Raw genomic sequence first — 1,163 nt, 5'->3', positions numbered from 1 at the left:
GGAGCTCGCGCCACACCCTTGAATTCCGCGCCCGGATTTGCCTAAGCGCCTTCTCCAATGCAGCGACCGGGACTTCCAACACCCGGACAACCTTCCGCGATCCGTCCCCCCATCGCATCTAACAATGGTGCAGGAATATTGACCTGCTTCCCATCAGCTACGCATTTCTGCCTCGCCTTAGGGGCCGACTCACCCTACGCCGATGAACGTTGCGTAGGAAACCTTGGGCTTACGGCGAGGGGGCCTTTCACCCCCTTTATCGCTACTCATGTCAGCATTCGCACTTCCGATACCTCCAGCACGCTTTTCAACGCACCTTCGCAGGCTTACGGAACGCTCTCCTACCATGCGTGCAAGCACGCATCCGCAGCTTCGGTATATAGCTTAGCCCCGTTACATCTTCCGCGCAGGACGACTCGATCAGTGAGCTATTACGCTTTCTTTAAAGGGTGGCTGCTTCTAAGCCAACCTCCTGACTGTTTTAGCCTTCCCACTTCGTTTCCCACTTAGCTATATTTGGGGACCTTAGCTGGCGGTCTGGGTTGTTTCCCTCTTGACACCGGACGTTAGCACCCGATGTCTGTCTCCCGTGATTGCACTCTTCGGTATTCGGAGTTTGCTATGGCGGGGTAATCTGCAATAGACCCCCCAACCATGACAGTGCTCTACCCCCGAAGGTGAGACACGAGGCACTACCTAAATAGTTTTCGGAGAGAACCAGCTATTTCCAAGTTTGTTTAGCCTTTCACCCCTATCCACAGCTCATCCCCTAACTTTTCAACGTTAGTGGGTTCGGACCTCCAGTACGTGTTACCGCACCTTCATCCTGGCCATGGATAGATCACTTGGTTTCGGGTCTACGCCCAGCAACTGAACGCCCTATTCGGACTCGCTTTCGCTACGCCTGCCCTATACGGTTAAGCTTGCTACTGAACGTAAGTCGCTGACCCATTATACAAAAGGTACGCCGTCACCCCTTACGAGGCTCCGACTGTTTGTATGCATGCGGTTTCAGGATCTATTTCACTCCCCTCCCGGGGTTCTTTTCGCCTTTCCCTCACGGTACTGGTTCACTATCGGTCGATCACGAGTATTTAGCCTTGGAGGATGGTCCCCCCATCTTCAGACAGGATTTCACGTGTCCCGCCCTACTTGTCGTACAC

At 53.9% G+C, this 1,163-nt stretch carries 1 rRNA gene; it reads right to left on the bottom strand.

Features of this window, described 5'->3' with window-relative positions:
• A 23S ribosomal RNA gene (locus G3N94_RS41590) occupies window positions 1–1,163 on the bottom strand; the annotation flags it as partial.

Origin of the sequence: Burkholderia sp. Ac-20353 (assembly GCF_017104785.1) — a bacterium.
Taxonomy (GTDB): Bacteria; Pseudomonadota; Gammaproteobacteria; order Burkholderiales; family Burkholderiaceae; genus Burkholderia.
The sequence above is the reverse complement of the archived record's forward strand: the minus strand, read 5'-3'. Positions and strand labels throughout refer to the sequence as shown.